Source organism: Verrucosispora sp. WMMC514 (genome assembly GCF_027497295.1).
GTDB classification, from domain to species: domain Bacteria; phylum Actinomycetota; class Actinomycetes; order Mycobacteriales; family Micromonosporaceae; genus Micromonospora; species Micromonospora palythoicola.
Map to the genome: position 1 here is coordinate 6599095 of NZ_CP114906.1, position 15651 is coordinate 6614745.

The 15651-nt window shown below is 72.5% G+C and carries 12 protein-coding genes; 7 read left to right on the forward strand and 5 right to left on the reverse strand.

Features of this window, described 5'->3' with window-relative positions; all coding sequences use genetic code 11:
- Positions 1-3: 3 nt before the first annotated feature.
- Together O7597_RS30450 and O7597_RS30455 are read right to left on the reverse strand one after the other, a co-directional pair.
- Positions 4-2433, reverse strand: coding sequence for an FtsX-like permease family protein (locus O7597_RS30450; protein ID WP_281581502.1), 2430 nt, complete (start codon positions 2431-2433; stop codon positions 4-6).
- Complete coding sequence (locus tag O7597_RS30455; RefSeq protein ID WP_269742132.1) at positions 2427-3191, reverse strand: ABC transporter ATP-binding protein; 765 nt, start codon at positions 3189-3191, stop codon at positions 2427-2429. The genes O7597_RS30450 and O7597_RS30455 overlap by 7 nt, the downstream gene beginning before the upstream one ends.
- A 169-nt stretch (positions 3192-3360) precedes the next feature.
- Between O7597_RS30455 and O7597_RS30460 the strand changes: the two genes are divergently transcribed.
- The 4 genes from O7597_RS30460 (at position 3361) to O7597_RS30475 (ending at position 7174) form a co-directional block, all read left to right on the forward strand.
- Positions 3361-4518 (forward strand): sensor histidine kinase, encoded by a 1158-nt coding sequence (locus tag O7597_RS30460; protein WP_269742133.1) that lies wholly within the window; start codon positions 3361-3363, stop codon positions 4516-4518.
- Entirely contained in the window at positions 4515-5183 is a 669-nt protein-coding gene (locus tag O7597_RS30465; protein ID WP_269742134.1) for a response regulator transcription factor, read from the forward strand. The genes O7597_RS30460 and O7597_RS30465 overlap by 4 nt, the downstream gene beginning before the upstream one ends.
- A 117-nt stretch (positions 5184-5300) precedes the next feature.
- On the forward strand, positions 5301-6821 hold the full coding sequence (locus O7597_RS30470; RefSeq protein WP_269742135.1) for an endo-1,4-beta-xylanase: 1521 nt from the start codon (positions 5301-5303) through the stop codon (positions 6819-6821).
- 170 nt (positions 6822-6991) lie between these two features.
- The gene (locus O7597_RS30475) at positions 6992-7174 is read left to right on the forward strand and encodes an antitoxin (protein ID WP_281581503.1); all 183 of its coding nucleotides are present in this window, start codon (positions 6992-6994) and stop codon (positions 7172-7174) included.
- Positions 7175-7342: 168 nt separating this feature from the next.
- Here the strand turns inward: O7597_RS30475 and O7597_RS30480 are convergent, their stop codons facing one another.
- Positions 7343-8221, reverse strand: coding sequence for a hypothetical protein (locus O7597_RS30480; protein WP_269742136.1), 879 nt, complete (start codon positions 8219-8221; stop codon positions 7343-7345).
- Positions 8222-8402: 181 nt separating this feature from the next.
- Here O7597_RS30480 and O7597_RS30485 point away from each other — a divergent pair, with 181 nt between their 5' ends.
- From O7597_RS30485 to O7597_RS30495, 3 genes are all read left to right on the forward strand, one after another.
- The gene (locus tag O7597_RS30485) at positions 8403-12956 is read left to right on the forward strand and encodes a hypothetical protein (protein ID WP_281581504.1); all 4554 of its coding nucleotides are present in this window, start codon (positions 8403-8405) and stop codon (positions 12954-12956) included.
- A 90-nt stretch (positions 12957-13046) separates the two neighbouring features.
- Entirely contained in the window at positions 13047-13547 is a 501-nt protein-coding gene (locus tag O7597_RS30490; protein WP_281581505.1) for a hypothetical protein, read from the forward strand.
- Between the two features lie 84 nt (positions 13548-13631).
- On the forward strand, positions 13632-14015 hold the full coding sequence (locus O7597_RS30495; RefSeq protein WP_269742139.1) for a hypothetical protein: 384 nt from the start codon (positions 13632-13634) through the stop codon (positions 14013-14015).
- A 66-nt stretch (positions 14016-14081) separates the two neighbouring features.
- Here O7597_RS30495 and O7597_RS30500 read toward each other — a convergent pair whose 3' ends face one another.
- Together O7597_RS30500 and O7597_RS30505 are read right to left on the reverse strand one after the other, a co-directional pair.
- A complete protein-coding gene (locus tag O7597_RS30500; RefSeq protein ID WP_281581506.1) occupies positions 14082-14942 on the reverse strand; it encodes an anti-sigma factor in 861 nt (286 codons plus the stop codon).
- Positions 14939-15637, reverse strand: a complete 699-nt coding sequence (locus O7597_RS30505; protein WP_281581507.1) for a sigma-70 family RNA polymerase sigma factor — start codon at positions 15635-15637, stop codon at positions 14939-14941. Before O7597_RS30505 ends, O7597_RS30500 begins: the two co-directional genes overlap by 4 nt.
- Positions 15638-15651 lie beyond the last annotated feature (14 nt).

Below are 15651 nucleotides of genomic sequence, written 5' to 3' on the forward strand. Positions count from 1 at the left end.
CTTTCACCCCACGACGTCGACGGGCGGCCGCGCGGCCCGATGACGCAGTGACCGCCAGGTCGGCAGCGCGCTCGCCAGCGCCGCCAGCAGCAGGCAGAGGCCCACCACCCCGCCTACCACCGACCACGGCACCACCAGGTCGACCGGTACACCGGCCTGCTCGGCGAGCCCGGCACGGATGCTCAGCAGGCCGACGAACGCGACAGCACCGCCGAGCAGCGCGCCGATCAGCACCACCAGGGCGGATTCCGCCGTGACCAGCCAGATGACCTGCCTGCGGGTCGCTCCGGCCAGCCGGATCAGCCGCAGGTCGGGCACCCGACCAGCAGCGGCCATCAGCAGCGTGTTCGCCACCGCGACGGCTCCGTAGCCGGCCGAGACACCGATCAGCAGCAGCGTGGCGAGCCAGACGAGACGATCCTCCGCACGGTCCGCCTCGGCCGCCCACCCGGGAACGTCGAGAATCCGTGCTCCGGCCGGAGGATCGATCCGCTCCCGGACGTACACCACGGAGGAGAGCGCCGAGGGGTCGTGCTCCCGCACCACGGACCGGGGCAGCAGCAGGTCGCCCGGGATCGAGTCGTCGGTGACGACCGCGACCACGCGCAACGACACCAGCTCCCCGTCGGCGAAGACCAGCGCGTACGGTTCGGTCGGCTGTCGGTTCGCCGAGGCGGTGAGCACCACCGTGTCGTCGCCGCCGAGGCCGCCGAGGGAGCCGGCGACGACGGTGAGCGCGCGGTTCGCGGCGGCGAAACCCGCCGGGTCCACGCCTAGTGCGGTCAGTGGCCGGTTCTCCGGCGGCGTGCTCGGGTCGCTCACAAAGACCGTGGTCGGTAGCAGGGCGGTTCCCCCGGTCGCCGCGACGGCCTGGTCCGACAGGCCGGGTGTACGGTCGGGCACGACGATCCAGCCGGCGTTCACGTTGTCGGCCCGGCCCGCCGCGTAGGCGGCCGTCGTGGTGCGCACCATGCCGGAGACCAGCACCGCGAACGCCACCGTGAGCAGTACCGGAGCGGCGATCGAGGCCGTCCGCCGGGTCGCGGTCAACGCCCCGGCCCGGACCAGCATGCCGATCGCACCGCCACGTGGACGCACCGGCACCCGCAGCATCCGCACCACCGGGCCGACGACCGCCGGGGCGAGCACCGCGACACCGGCCACCAGGGCCATCACCGCGTAGAGGGCGAACGTGGCGGCGCTGCGGGCGTCGTCGGACGTGGCGGTGCCGAGGCTGAGGGCGACCCCCACCGCGACGAGCAGTGCCCCGGTGGCGATCCGTAGCCGTCCGATCGGCCGCTGCTCCACGGCCGCCGCACGCAACGCCTCCAGCGGGCGAACGCGTGCCGCTCGACGCGACGCCGACCAGACGGCCAGCAGCGCGATCACCGGCCCGGCGGCGAGCGACACCGCGACCGGCCAGGACTCGTAGCGGACCCGGAAGGTCGCCGGCTGGAACCCGACGTCGACAAGCAGTCGACCCAGCACCGGCGCGAGCGCCGCGCCGACCAGCAGCCCGGCGAGCCCGGCCGTGACACCGACGCCGAGCGCCTCGACGTACAGGATGCGGCGGACCTGACGACCCGTGGCCCCGACGGCGCGCAACAGACCCAGCTCACGGCGGCGTTGCGCGACCGTGAAGGCGAAGGCGGAGGCGACCACGAAGACCGTGACGAACCCGGCGAGAGCCGCCGTGGCGGTGAGCACCTGCATGCCGATCCAGCGGGTGCGGGCGTCATCCCGAGGCTCCAACGCGCCACGTTCGTCGCCGGTCAGCGCCCGGCCGTCGCCACCGACGACGCCGCGAGCCGCCGCGGCGACGTCCTCGGCATCGGCGCCCGGCGCGACCAGCAGACCGATGGCCCGGACGCCGGGCGCGAGCGCGGCGGCGACCTCGTCCGCGACGTAGACGCCGGGCGCGTCGACCAGACCGGTGACGGTGTACGACTGCGGCCCTGCCGCGGTGAGCAGGGTGACCGGCCCGCCGGGAGGCAGCCCGAGCGCACGGTCGACGACCACCTCGCCGGCCTGCCGGGGTGGCTCGCCGGCGGTGAGACGGGATCCACCCAGCCGGGTGCTGGACCAGCCGTGCCCCTGGTGGGCGTCCTCTCGCTGGCCAGCGGTGGGCGGGGGCCGGCCGTCGACAAGCGCCTGGGCGTAGAAGGTCCGGTCCGGTACCGCGGCGGTGACGCCCGGCACCTTGGCCAGCATGCTGGTGAGTTCCGCCGCCCGGGCGGCCGACCAGGGCCTGGTCGGCGCGAACGATTCGGCCGGCGCACCGGCCTCCGGGCTCTGGACGACGACTGCCGCGTACGCCAGCCGGTCGGGCACCTGCGGGCGTCCGGAGGCGAGCAGCAGGGTGGCCGCCGCGACAAGTGCCACGCCGACGGCGACGACCACGAACGCGCTCACCGGCCGTCGGACGCTCAGCACGACCGCTCCCCGGTGGTTCCCGCCGGAGCCGTCTCCTGTTCGGCGATCCGCGCGGCGACGACCGCGGCGGTGATCCCGCCGGTCAGCTCGTCGACGATGCGGCCATCGGCGAGCAGCAGCACCCGATCGGCGTACGCGGCGGCGATCGGATCGTGGGTCACCATCACCACGGTCTGCCGGTGGTCGTCGACGAGTGCGCGCAGCAGCCGAAGGATCTGCCGGGACGCGGCGCTGTCCAGTGCCCCGGTCGGTTCGTCGGCGAAGACCACCGCCGGACGGGTGATCAACGCCCGGGCCACGGCGACGCGTTGCTGCTCGCCGCCGGACAGTTCGCTCGGCCGGTGCCCGGCCCGACCGGTCAGTCCGACGGCGTCGAGCGCGGCGGTGACGTCCCGGGCCGAGGGACGCCGCCCGGCCAGACGCAGCGGCAACTCGACGTTCTGCGCCGCGGTCAGCGTGGACACCAGGTTGAACGCCTGGAACACGAAGCCGATCCGCTCGCGGCGCAGCCGAGTCACCTCGTCCTCGCCCAGTTCGTCCAGGCGCCTGCCGTCGATGATCACGGTCCCCTCGGTGGGCCTGTCCAACCCGGCGGCGCAGTGCAACAGGGTGGACTTGCCCGAGCCCGACGGGCCCATCACCGCGGTGAACGTGCCGCTGGCGAAGCTGGTCGTCACGTCGTCGAGCGCGGTCACCCGGCGCGCGCCGGTGCCGTACCTGGCGCTCAACCCGGTCAGGATCACCGTCTGTGTGGTCATGACCGCCAGGGTGCCGGCTCCGGCGGGTGCCGGGCGTCGTGCCGGAGCGGACACTTTCCGGTCCGCCCCGGAGCGGATCCGGGATCCCGGAACGCACCCGACGTCCTGCCTGAGGATGACCACCCGCGGGTGGACGCGCCCGGTCCAGGCGGCCGATACGCTCGGGCAGGTGACCGCCTTCCTGCTGACCCGGCGGCTCCGGCCGGCGGAACTGGCCACCGTGGACGTGGTACTCGCCGTGGCGGTCGGCGGGCTGCTCGGCCCGTACGCGGCGTTGGAATCGCCGCTGCGCGGTGGCGTGCACGAACCGCTGTGGGTGTCGGTGCTCGTCGGGATGGCCCTCGGGCTGCCGCTGGGCGTCCGGCGCCGATGGCCGATCACGGTCGCCGTCGTGATCAGCTGTGTCGCCGCCGTTGCCCTGGTCAGCGGCGTGGTTCCCAACTACGCCGCCGCCGCGCCCGGGCTCGCCGTCGGACTGTCCGTCTACTCGGTGGCCGTGTCGACGAGCACGCACCGGTCGGTGCTCTGCGCCGCCGGTTGTCTCGCGCTGGTGAGCATCGCGCTGATATTCACCGAGAGTGATCTCTGGTCGCGGACCGGCGCGGTCGGCTACGCCGCCGTCATGGTCGTGCCTGCCGGGATGATCGGCTGGCTGGTCCGGGAGCGCCGTGCCCTCGCCGTCCGTCAGGGCGAGCACCTGGTCCGCCAGGCCGCCGCCGAGGAGCGGTTACGGGTGGCCAGGGAACTGCACGACGTGGTCGCGCACACGCTCAGCCTCATCGTGGTGAAGGCGGCCGTCGCCAACCACGTCGCCGAGACCGACCCGCGCGAGGCGGGAGCCGCCCTGAAGGTGATCGAGGAGACCGGTCGCAACGCGTTGACCGACGTCCGCCGGGTGCTCGGTGTCCTGCGCGAGGACACCCCGTACGCCCCGCAACCCGGACTGGACGAGTTGCCCGCGCTCGCCCGGCAGGCCGCGATCGGCGGTGTCGACGTCCGTCTCGACGTGCGACGGGACGAATCAGCCGAAGCGGTGCCGGAGTCGGTGGGTCTGGCCGTGTACCGGATCGTGCAGGAGGCGGTGACGAACGTGGTGAAGCACGCGGCGCCGGCCACCTGCCGGGCGACGGTGATCGTCACCCCTGGCGAGGTCAGGGTCGAGGTGACCGATGACGGCCGCCGGCCGGTCGCCACCGTCGGTGAGGGGCACGGGATCATCGGCATGCGGGAACGGGTGGCAATGCACGGCGGCGAGTTCCACGCCGGTCCACGCTCCGGCGGCGGCTTCGTGGTGACGGCCGGGCTGCCCTACCGGGTGACCGCGTGATCCGGGTGCTGATCGCCGACGACCAGGCGCTGCTGCGTGGCAGTTTCCGGCTGTTGGTCGATTCGACACCGGACCTCGTCACCGTCGCTGAGGCGGACACCGGCGCAGCGGCCGTGGCGCTGTCTGCCGAGCACCGGCCGGACGTGGTGCTGATGGACGTACGGATGCCGGAGATGGACGGCATCGAGGCGACCCGACGGATCTGCGGCGACCCGACGGGCGTCGGCACCCGGGTCGTCATCCTCACCACCTTCGACCTGGACGAGTACGTCTACGGGGCACTGCGCGCCGGAGCCAGCGGGTTCCTGCTCAAGGACACCCCGCCGACGGATCTGCTGGCCGGCATCCGGGTGGTGGCCGCCGGCGAAGGGCTGCTCGCGCCGACGGTGACCCGCCGGCTGATCGACGAGTTCGCGCGTCGACCCGAGCCGGCCCGGCCGCTGCCGCGACGGCTGGAGGCGGTGACCGAGCGGGAACGGGAAGTGCTCACGCTCATCGCCCGCGGCCTGTCCAACGCGGAACTGGCCACCTACCTCAATCTCAGCCCGGCCACCGTGAAGACGCACGTCGGCCGGCTGTTGACCAAACTGGCGGTACGTGATCGGGCGCAACTGGTCATCGTCGCCTACGAAACGGGCCTGGTGCAGCCGAGCGGCCCACGCTGAGAAGATTTCCGGAACGTTTCCGGAAGTTGTTGACAGTGCGGCCGGTCGATATCGAGACTGACCGTCCGGGGCATGCACCCACGTCGATCGATGACGTCCGGCACCAAGGAGGGACCCGTGCACAGCGACCTGCGGCACCGTAGAAAGGTTGCTCGAACAGCTCTGCCGACGGCGGTGCTGTTGCTGATGGGCAGCGCTGTGGTGGTTCAGTCCAGCGCCCCGGCCGTGGCCGCCGAGACCACGCTGCGGGCCGCAGCCGCCAAGGCCGGGCTGTTCTTCGGCGTCGCCGCCTCACCCAACCGGCTCTACCCGATCGTCGGGCAGGAGTTCAGCCAACTGACGCCCGAGAACGACATGAAGCCGGACCGGATCGCCACCTCCAGCGGCGGGCTGCAGAACACCAGCGGCGCGGACACCTTGGTCAACCACGCCCAGAGCAACAACATGCTGGTCCGCGGCCACACGCTGGTCTGGCACTCGCAGGCCGGCGCGTTGCAGGGTGCCAGCCAGGCGACGTTGAACACCTTCATCGGCAACGCCATCAACCGCTGGGGCAGCAGGATCGCCTACTGGGACGTCGTCAACGAGGCGTTGGAGGACAACAACACCGGCCGGCGGCGCAACCAGTGGCCGCACACCATGAACCGGGACGCCAACGGCGACGGTGACTTCTTCGACGCCGGCGACACCGACGTCATCCGGGACTCGTTCATCCGGGCCAAGCAGGTCGTGCAGGCCGGCGGGCTGACCACCAAGCTCTGCATCAACGACTACGACGTCGACGGCCTGACGGTCCAGGGCGGCACCCCGAACCGCAAGGCCGACGCCCTGTACGACATCGTCCGCAACTACCGGCAGTACATCGACTGCGTCGGGTTCCAGGCACACTTCAACGACAACCCGAACAGCATCATCACAAACGATCTCCAGGCCAACATCCAGCGCTTCGCCGACCTCGGCGTCGAGGTGCACATCACCGAGCTGGACATCGACGACGACCTGAGCAACAACGACATCGGCGCGGGGCAGGCGGAGAACTACCGCAAGGTCGTCCGGGCCTGCCTGAACGTCGCACAGTGCACCGGCATCACGGTCTGGGGCATCTCCGACAGCGAGTCGTGGCGCTCCTCGGAGCGGGGCCTGCTGTTCACCGGCGGCAACGGCAGCTACCAGAAGAAGGCCGCCTACCACGCGGTCCTCGACGAGCTGAACAAGGGCCGCAACCCCACCCCGCCGTCGACCACGCCGCCGGTGACGCCGTCCGTCCCACCGACCACGCCGCCGGTCGATCCGACCACGCCACCGCCGCCGACCACCCCACCCCCGCCGACCACGCCGCCGCCGGCCACCGGGTGCTCCGCGACGGTCTCGCTGAACTCCTGGACCGGTGGCTTCGTCGCCACCGTCAGGGTCACCGCCGGCACCGCGCCGATCAGCGGATGGAGCGTCCAACTCACCCTGCCCTCCGGAGCCAGCGTCACCAACGCCTGGAACGCCAACCGCTCCGGCAGCAGCGGCACCGTGCAGTTCAGCAACGTCAGCTACAACGGCTCGGTGAACGCCGGCCAGTCCACCGAGTTCGGCTTCCAGGGCGTCGGGACCGCCACCGGCCTGACCCCGGTGTGCACCGCCGCCTGAGCACGACCCGTGCTGGACGGCCGGCCGGCGTGCCGGTCGTCCAGCACAGGCAAGGCGGTGGTGACCACTCCGATGCTGGCGCGGCCCGGACGTCACGTCCGGTCTGCCGGCGTTTGCGGCGCCGCGCCGAGGGAACCCGACGAAGGTATCCCCGGAACAGGAGGACCATCGTGGGTGACTTCATGAACAAGGCCAAGGACTTCGCGGACAAGCACGACAAGCAGGTCGACCAGGGGCTGGAGCGGGCCGGTGACATGGCCAACAAGCGCACCGGCGGCAAGTACGACCAGCACATCGACAAGGGCGTGGACCAGGCCCAGGCGCGTACCGGCGAGGGCGACCAGGTGCGCTGACCGGCAACGCCGATCCCGGGTCGCCCCGAAGGGTGACCCGGGATCCGGATTTCCGGCGGTCGGGCCAGGTCGACGTCGACCGTCGGCGGCGGGACCTGACGCGGCGCGGGTACCTGGCCGCGACCGGCTGGTGCGGCGACGGGGATCCGGGCGCGGAACGCCACCGGCTCAGTCGGCCTGATCCGCCACCTCCAGTGCCGCCCGGTAGCCGACGTGCTGCACGACGATGTCCACGTCGAGCGCGGACTGCACCGCCCGGGCGACGTCCTGCCGGACCGTCGCGAGCGCCTTGGTGCCGAGGTCGGTCAACCAGGCGCGCAGCAACAGCAGACGAAGTTCCGAGGCGGCCAGTTCGGCCACCTCCAGCCGGCCTGCCTGCTCCGCGCGGGCCAGCAGGCGCTCGGCGAGCAGAGCCGGCGCGTCGATTTCGCGGTCGACGAGGCACAGCACCAGCCGGTGCTGTTCCATCCGCGCGGCCAGCGCGTCGGCGACCAGCACCACTCCCGCTGACGCCCAGTGCCGTACCACCGGGTTGTGCCGGCTCACCGCTACCATCAGTGGGCTCAGCTCGTGCCCGTCGGCCTGACGGCGCAGTTCGAGCAGGTAGCTGGCGGTTAGTGCCTGGAGCCGGCGTTGCGCACGCTGCACCGGGTTGAGGGCGGCCACCCGCCGCACTCCCCCGGACAGTGGACGCAGGGACCGCAACGCCCGCTTGGGCGAGTCCTCGAACGCATCCACCACATCCTGCTCCAGCTCGGCGCGCTCCTCGGCGGTGAGCGCCTCGCCGGCGAGGAACTCGGCGAACGCGACCGTCTCCGCCAGGTGGCCACGGGTCAGCCGGTAGCCCCGAGCAGCCGCGACGACCGTGGCCGCCTCCGTGGAATCGAGCGACACGTCGCCACCCGGAAAACCGCTCGCCTGCTCCAGCCAGTGCTCGGTGGCCAGTGGGGTGCCGGCCCACCGGCGGGCGGCGTCACCGCGGGCCTGCTCGGCGTCGAACATCGGTGTCGCGCCACCTGCGGGCGCGGCGCTGACCTGGGTGGACATGGTGACCTCCGAAGGCCGGTGAGGTGGGATGTGCCGGACCGGACGGCCCGCACATCCCGCATTCGCCGGCCACCCGCTGCGCGGTTCCCGGCGCGGATGGGGGAACCGGTCCGTGCCGCCACGGCGAACCCCGGCTGTCGTGACCCTCGCCTGGGGACGCGTTGGGGGAAGGAGCCGGACGATGGCGTACGTCGGTATCGACAGTCAGGGCGCACGGACGCTGGGCGGGGTGCTACGCGACACCGCGACCCGCGCGGAAGCGGTACGGCGCCAGGTCGTCGGCGCGCTCAACCTCGCCGAGTTGACCAGCCAGGCACCTCTGCAGCTCGCCCTCGTCCAGGACGGGTTCGCCACCCTCGGCGCCGGGGTCATCGACAAGGCCGACCTCGCCGAGCAGTTCGCGACAGACCCCCGGGGGGTGGCCACCGGCCTCGGTGCGACCACCGCCGAACTCGGCAGTGTGCTCGGTGCGCTGCTCGGATTCGCCGGCCCCCGGGATCTACGAGCCTTCCTCGTCGGCCTCGCCCCGACCGGCAGGAACGCGGCGCTGGACGCGGCGCTCGCTCGCCTGTCGCCGGTCCTGGTGCCGGCGCTGCTGGCCGGGCAGCGACCCGACCTTCCCGCCGAGCTGCTTCCCGACCTGCGAGTGCTGGCCCTCGCGCTGGGCATCGAACACGTCGGACCGCCGGTGCCGCCGCCGGACGGGGAGCAGGCCGGTCGCGGCTTCCTCGGCCTGTTCCGGCGTCGGGCCGAGCAACGCACCACCGAGGTGTTCTGGCAGGACTTCTGGTCCGACGGACGAACTGTCGACGACGTGTTGGCCGACCCGCAGCGACTGCTGGACTGGGTCGCCGGCACCGTCGAGCTGGACCACCGTCTCGCCCGCGCGGCCGACCTGCCGCGACTGGGCGACGTGCTGGCCACGCACGACTTCGCCACCGCCGAGACCGCACCGGCAGAGCTGGCCGCGAAGATCACCGCCGCCGAGATCGAGTTCGCGGCGATCGCCGACTGGCTGCCCGCCCACCTCGTGGGCCGGGACACCACCGCGCCCGATGACACGCAACTCGAGCAGACCCTGACCTTCGCCGCACGGGTCGGCTGGACCGACCCCGGTGCCGCGGCGGCGACCCCGGCGGCCCGGTTCGCGGCCGCGGTGGCGTTCCTGCGCGCCAACCGGATGGTGCAGAGCGCGCTGCTGCCCACCGGGTTCGAGGGCGACACCGAACCGACGGCGTTCTTCAACGAGGCGGGCATCGACGTCGTCCTGCGGTTCGGCCGCACGGCAGGGGCCATCGACGAGTCGTTCACCGTCGGCCTGGCCGGGCTCGTGGACCAGGCGATGACCGCCGCCGGGGTCGATCTGGGCAGCGCGACACCCATCGAGCTGACCCAGCCGGTCCAGCAGCAGCTCTTCGCGCTGGTCGCGAGTCAGATCCCCCGCTCGATGGCCCAGTCGCCGACCGTCCAGGCCCAGTTCGTGGGCGCGCTGAGCTACCTGCGCGGCGCGGCCGACGGGCCGCGGTTGCGCGAACGCGTCAACCGGGTGGTCGCGGCCTTCCGGTCGCTGGCCGTCGTCGGAGCACCGGCGCTCACCGAACGTGAGCTGACCGCCGTGGTGGGTGGCAACGTCGTGGACGCACTCGGCCGGGGTCGGCTCCGGATGCGCAGCCGGGACGCCGTCGAGCGCAGCCCCGAGTTCCTGATCCTCGCCCGCCAGTGGGGCATCCCCGGTGGCCGCGGTCAGGACCTCGGCAAACACAAGCTCTCCATCACCTTCGACGACCTCGGGGTGCTGACCGACATCAGCCGGCGGAAAAAGAAGAAGAAGGGTTTCCTGTCCCGGGTCTTCGACACCGTCAAGTCGATCGGCAAGGCCATCGTGACCGCCTGGAAGGACAACCCGTTCAAGGCGATCTTCCAGATCGGCAAGATCGCGCTCGGGGTCGCCAGTCTCGTCGTACCCGGCCTACAGGCCGTCGGGATCGCCACCCTGGCGGCCAACGCGGTGGAGGCGGTGAGCCACGCCATCGACGGCAACTGGCTGGGCGCCATCGGCGCGGGCCTGTCCGCCTTCACCGCCGGCGCCGACCTGCTGGGTACGGCGGCCGGGGCGGCGAAGCTGGTGGGGCAGAGCAGCATCGCAGGCGGTCTCTTCGACGCCGGCACCACCCTCGACGTGCTGCGCAACGCCAAACGCGCCTTCGACATCGGTGCCTCGGTGTTCCAGGCGTCCCAGGCGAAGACGGTGGTCGGTGCGATAACCGCGGGGCTCGGCGCCGCCGGCAGCGTCCTGGGCAACGGCGGACCACTGCTGGCGAGCCTCGACCTGATCGACCGGAACCTCGCATTCGACCTGGTGCGGCTCGGTACGTCCGTACGGGACGTCGCCCGTCTCGTGACCCCGGCAGCCGGCGTGATCCAGGCTCTCGACCGAGGCGACGCGCTGGCCGCGTTCGGCAACGGCCTCTCGGTGGTCTCCGCCGGGGCCGCGGCACTGCTGAACCCCAGGGGTGTCCTCGGTGACCCGAAAACCGTCGCCGGAACGGCGTTCGACTTCGACCTCAAGACCCGTACCGACCTGGCCGACCTGGCGAAAGGCACCGGGATCGCGGCGAACCTGGCACAGGCCGTCGCCGCGGTCGACGCGGGGCGTCCGTTCGCCGCCGGCCAGGCACTCGCCCAGGCACTGCGGATCATCCGCACCGCGCCGCCGGCCGGGCCGGACGCGGCCGTGATCGCGCAACGCGTCGCCGAGGTGGGTGTGGTGCTGGAAGGCGTGTTCCGGGGCGTCGACCCGAGGCTGGCCGCCCCGGTCGTGCTGCAGCGGCTCCGCGACGTGCTCGACGCGCTGAGACCGACCGGCGTAGCCGGCGGTCCCGCCACCGGGGGAGAGTCGCTCGTCCTGTCTGCCGGCGCGACCACGACGTCCGCGGCGCCCACGAGGTTCGGCGCACTGCCAGGATCGGCTGGGACGACTCCACCGAGCGGCGCCCCGGCAATCAGCACCCTGGCGGGCGGGGCCGGGGAGAGCACCCTGGCGGGCGGGGCCGGGGAGAGCACCCTGGCGGGCGGGGCCGGAGCAGACACGCTCGGCGGTGGGTTCGTCCTGGCACAGGCCACCGGTGGTCCCGCCGCCGGGCAGCCGACCATGACGTTGCCCGGCTCGACGACTCCGATACCGCTGCAGCCGGGAATGCAGTTCATTCCGCCAGGTGCGACGGTCGTGGGTCCCGATGGCACCGTGTACGGCGGCGACAGTGGACTGGGGCCGGATTCGACACCCGGCGCGATGAGCGTCCCGGGTGGCATGGCCCCAGCCCCGGGACGGCTCAAGCAGCTCCCCGGCGGTTACCTGCTCTTCTTCCTCGACCGTCCCGAGGACATGCCGCAGAGCCGGTTGGACGAACTGGACGACTCGGCCATCGGTGGTGGGACGCGCCTGGCCAGTCTGGCCGGTGCGTCGCTGCTCGGCGGTCCCACCGGCGACCTGCTCCTCACCGCCACCGCCAGCACGTCGGAGGAGCCGGGTCGGATCAACCTTCCCGAGGATCTCGGTCGTGGCGCGGAATCGCCGTTCCACGTCCCGCTGCCGGTCGAGCCACCGTTGCATCCCATCGGGCAGTTGTTCGTGCCGCCGGCCGGCGACCCGTCCTTCGTCTGGGCGGCGCCGCAGAACCCGGCGTTCGTCGCCAACCACGTCCTCGACGGCGGCGCGCGGACCAAGGAGTCGATCCTCAACATCGTGGGCTGGGGCGCCTCCGCGCAGGGGCCTCACCGGGCGTCCGAGTCGGTCTACGTGGGGGTCCGCAACGGTGTGCTCCTGATCGACAATGACACGGCCCCGGTGGACGGTCTCACCATCGGCGGCATCGCCGGCATCTCCTACCAGGCCGGCCACCACGGCCTGGTCACCTCGATCGCCGGCGAGGTGAATCTCGGCCCGATCCTGGATCTGCGGCTACCCACCGTCGCCCTCGACGGGATGGCCGCGGTGAACATCCCCTTCATCGGCGCCGTCGGGTTCCGGGCCAACAGCGACGGGTTCCGGCTCGCCGAGCAGAGCGATTTCGCCGACGGCTTGGCCACCGGCGCGGGCGCGCTGGTCAGCGTCAAGTACCCGGTCAGCGGCGACCTCGCGGTGGAACGCATCGCCGAACTCGCCGGTGTGTCCACCGCGGACGTGCTCGTCGCACAGCAGGCGCCGCCAGGCAGCCTGCTGGCCTTCGACGTACGCGACGAGTTCCGGTCACCGTTCGACCCCGCGTTCGCCGACCGGCCCGGTTTCCCGGCCCCGGACGTCCGGCCCGGGAGCGACCTCGACCTCGATCTCCACAGTGGCCTGCCGGACGGCTTCTCCGTCGACTCCGGCCGGGCGTACGTGCCGCCACCGGACGACCTCTACCGCTACGGCACCGTGACAGCGACGGACCGGGCCGGCTGGGACGACATCTCCGAGCACGAACTGCCCGACCTGTACCACACCGCCTACGACACCATGATCGGACTGGGGGCACCCGAGGGCACCACCGTGGACTTCGGGCTCGACGACGACTTCTGGGCCCAGACCCAGCCCTCGACAACGTACGACGACGGTGCGCCGACGCTGCTGGGACCGGCGTTCGACACGTTGACCTGGGATCCGCAGCTGGAGTCGGTGCCTGGGATCGCCATCAGCGACGACGAGTTCGCGCCGCTGGACCTGGATGCCGACGACGGCTGGTCGGACTGGTGAGCCAGGGAACCGAAACGGTGCCCGGCGGCGAATGCAGACGACCGAGGCGACACCGGTCGCCCGGGAAGAACACATCGGGAGGAAGCAGCCATGAACGTCGGAATGCTCGGCGGCGACGTCGCCCAGATCCAGCAGCACGCCATCGCGTACCGCAGCCTCGGTGACAACCTCGCCGCCTGTGGTGGCAACGTCGTCTCGACGACGGACAGTGCGGTCGCCGGCCTCCAGGAGCAGATCACCAACGCCCAGACCGCCGTGGTCTCGGCGCTGATGGCGGTCAGCCAGGAGTCCCGCTCGGTTACCACGAGCTTCGGCGGCGTCCAGTGGACCGGCGCCAACCGGGCCCAGGCCGAGGAGGTCGGCGTGGAGCTCGACGCACGGGTCAACGAGACGACGGTACGCGTCCAGGAGATCTTCGAGACCTTCCGGGCCGACCTCGCCCGCCTCGGTGGCGAACTGAACGAGGTGGCCACCCAGTTCAACGCCGTCGCGGTGGCGGCCGGCGAGTCGGCCGGATCGCTGGGCCAGGCGATGGACGCGCAGGCCGTCCAGCTCGACGAGATCATGAACACCGGGATCACCCGGGTCTGAGTGGTGGGTCGCCGTGCCGGGGGCCGGGGTTGGTCTTGACGCCCCGGCCCCGCGCAGTGACCGGCACCGGAAGGGAGCGTCGAAGTGCCATTCGCGGAGGACTACGAGGCCGCGGCGAGCGTCCTGGACGCGGCAGCCCAGATGGCCGGCACGCTCATGGAGCCGGCGCGGGCGGCGATCGGCGCGGGCTCCATGATCGGTGGTCAGTTGACCGACATCGTGACCGACGAGCTGGACGCCGCGGCCACCATCCTCGACCAGGTCGCCACGGAGCTGACCCAGCTCGCCGTCACCTGCCGGGAGCGTGCGGAGACCTGTCGCGAGGCCACGGCGGCCGAACGTGACTACACCGCCGCGTACGAGGAGTACCGCGCCGAGTTGCGGGACCGGCAGGGGCTGCCGGAGCCGGGCGACCCGCCCCCGGCACCCCAGCCGCCGCCGGCACCACCGGTGTGGGCCAACATTTGAACGAGCGGCGGAGCTGTCCTGCTGGCGCGGTCACCGGTAGCGGTGGACCGCGCCAGCCTGCTGGGGTCAGGAGTCCAGTGCCGCCGTCAGCACCACCAGGCCGGACGGGGTCGGCGGCGCTCCCTCCGTCTGGAGGGTGACGCTGAAGGTGGTGTAGTCGGCGATGTCCACCCCACTCCACAGCTCGATGGGCACGCCGCTGCGGCGCTCGTGGAAGGAACCGATCGGTACGGTGCCGCGCGGTCCCTTGAGCCACGCCGCGTAGTAGGAGCCCGGGGCCGCCGCGGGCAGACCCACCGGCTCCAGCACGATGGATGCCCCCGACGGGGTGTCCACGACGGACACCTTGCCCCGCGCCGCCGGGGCCAGGTCCGTACCGGCGGCGGCGTAGACGTCGGCGTGCGGCTGCGGGTCGAGCATCCGGTCGACCGCCAGCACACCAGCGGTGAACACCGCGGCACCGAGGGCGGCGGCGGGCAGCGCCCAGGTGAGCCGGCCCATCCGGGGACGCCACCACGCCGGTTGCCACCACCGCGGGCCGGGGTCCGCCGGGGCTACCGGGGTGGCCGCGCCGCCCGTCGGAGGCCCGGTCGCGGCCGGCGGCTCCGGCGCGGGCACCGCCTCGGGCACGGCCCGCGGCTCCGGCGCGGAACGCGGCTCGGGCACCGGTTCGGCGACGGGCTGCTCGGCGGCGTGCGCCCGTACCCGGCTGAGGATGCTGTCCCGGAGTGCCGGCGGTGGACCGGACGCCCAGGTGGTCTCGGCGCGCAACTCGGTGGCCACGGCGGCCAGCAGGGCGGGGTCGGCGCTCTGCGCCGCCGCCTTCTTCCGCCCCGGGGTGCGCCTCGCGTGCCGGTCGAGGTGCCCGGTCAGCAGGTCCACGAGCTGATCGTCTGCGCCCCCGTCGGTCTGTGGTGCGGTGCTCACCCGTCGCTCCTCCCCTCGCTGCCCGCTCTACCGATTGTTGTTCGTCCCCCGGTGCCGGTCTGGTTCGCTCCGTCGTCCAGCTGCGGTGGATCCCTGACGTGGGCGAGCAGTTCGGCCAGCCGCCGGTGCGCCCGGTGCGAGCGCGACTTGACCGTGCCCAGTGGTAGGTCCAGCCGTTGGGCGATCTGCGCGTGGGTCAGGTCGTCGAAGAACGACAGCCGGATGATCTCCCGCTCGTGCTCGGCGAGCTGACGCAACGCCTCCTGCACCGTCCAGGACAACCATGCCACGTCCAGGTCGGGTGCCTCCACCACCGCGTCCTGCTCGGCCTCGTGGCCACCCCGGGTGGGACGCAGCTCGCGGCGGATCAGGTCGAGCGCCGTGTACCGCGCGATGGTCAACAGCCACGGACCGAGCTCCCGCTCCGGGTCGTACGTCGACGCCGATTTCCACGCCCGGATGAACGTCTCCTGGAGTGCTTCCTGCGCGAGGTGGTCGGCGCGGGTGACCGTCATGGCGACCGCCCACACCGAACGCGAATAGCGGTCGTAGACCTCGCCGAGCGCATCGGCATCCCCCGCCCGGAACCGCACGAGTACGGCGGGCGGCAGCTCGCGCCGCCCGTCCCCCGATTCCGGTGGTTCCGCCGACGAGCCGGACACGGCTGTCGCACCCGGCGCAGATCTCTCGGCCACCGATCCACGATACG

Excerpts from the sequence above, each read along its gene's own strand:
- O7597_RS30455 (WP_269742132.1), bottom strand. The coding sequence starts at position 3,191 with ATGACCACACAGACGGTGATCCTGACCGGGTTGAGCGCCAGGTACGGC.
- O7597_RS30480 (WP_269742136.1), bottom strand. The coding sequence starts at position 8,221 with ATGTCCACCCAGGTCAGCGCCGCGCCCGCAGGTGGCGCGACACCGATG.
- O7597_RS30485 (WP_281581504.1), top strand. The coding sequence starts at position 8,403 with ATGGCGTACGTCGGTATCGACAGTCAGGGCGCACGGACGCTGGGCGGG.
- O7597_RS30490 (WP_281581505.1), top strand. The coding sequence starts at position 13,047 with ATGAACGTCGGAATGCTCGGCGGCGACGTCGCCCAGATCCAGCAGCAC.